The following is a 731-nucleotide window of genomic DNA, read 5'->3' as shown; positions in this document are numbered from 1 at the left end:
GGCCGTAAGGGCTTATGATATCGCTCTCAAGCGCAACCCCGGCGACAATGCGGCATACGCCAATCGCCAGCTCGTTCAATCTTTGATGCAAACCCAGAAGGAAGCGGGGGATACTGTAGCCGGCGTTGCGAGTTCGACGGCCGCCAAGGAAAAACAAGGCGGAGAAAACGAAGCTTCCGACGATGATGCGGGAAGGAAGTCCACATCCGGCGATGGAATGGCCGGACAGCGCGAAGCTGCAGGCAATGCGCAGATGGCAGGTAGCAGTAAAGTCGACCGCCGCGGCGACGCGCGCAACAGTGAACTGCAGGCCGGGATGGGGTCCTCCAAGGGCGCGGCGACGGATAGCGGCGGCAGTGCCGGCAAAAATGGCGGGCAAACCACCCGGGCCAGTGTCGACGATACCATACCCGTGCAGGACGCTTTGGAGGCAAAGCTTGAAACCGAACAGGCCACCCTGCAATGGCTGGCACAAATCCCCGACGATCCGGTCAGGTTCCTGCGGTTGCGAATTGCGGCCGAGCACAAGCAGCGGCAGGAGAAAGGAATCGCCATTCAGTCGCAGGATTCCCTATGGTGAGTCTGGTTGCAATGGCACGCATAATCCTGTTGGCTGTAACATTCTTGGTGACGGGAACAATGGCGAGCGCTCAGGATCAACCCCAGTCAGTCGGACGCATCTGGGTGGATGTCGATCAAACGAACCGACTGCCCTTCGTGCAGGAGATGAT

The 731-nt window shown here is 59.4% G+C and carries 1 pseudogene; it reads left to right on the top strand.

Annotation, left to right across the window (positions count from 1 at the left end):
• Positions 1 to 580 (top strand): annotated as a pseudogene (locus AC6CHM_RS25100) (hypothetical protein); the annotation flags it as partial.
• Positions 581 to 731: the final 151 nt, after the last annotated feature.

Source organism: Phyllobacterium sp. GQ127 (assembly GCF_059758635.1).
Note: the sequence above shows the minus strand (reverse complement) of the source record. Positions and strands in the feature narration are given on the sequence as shown.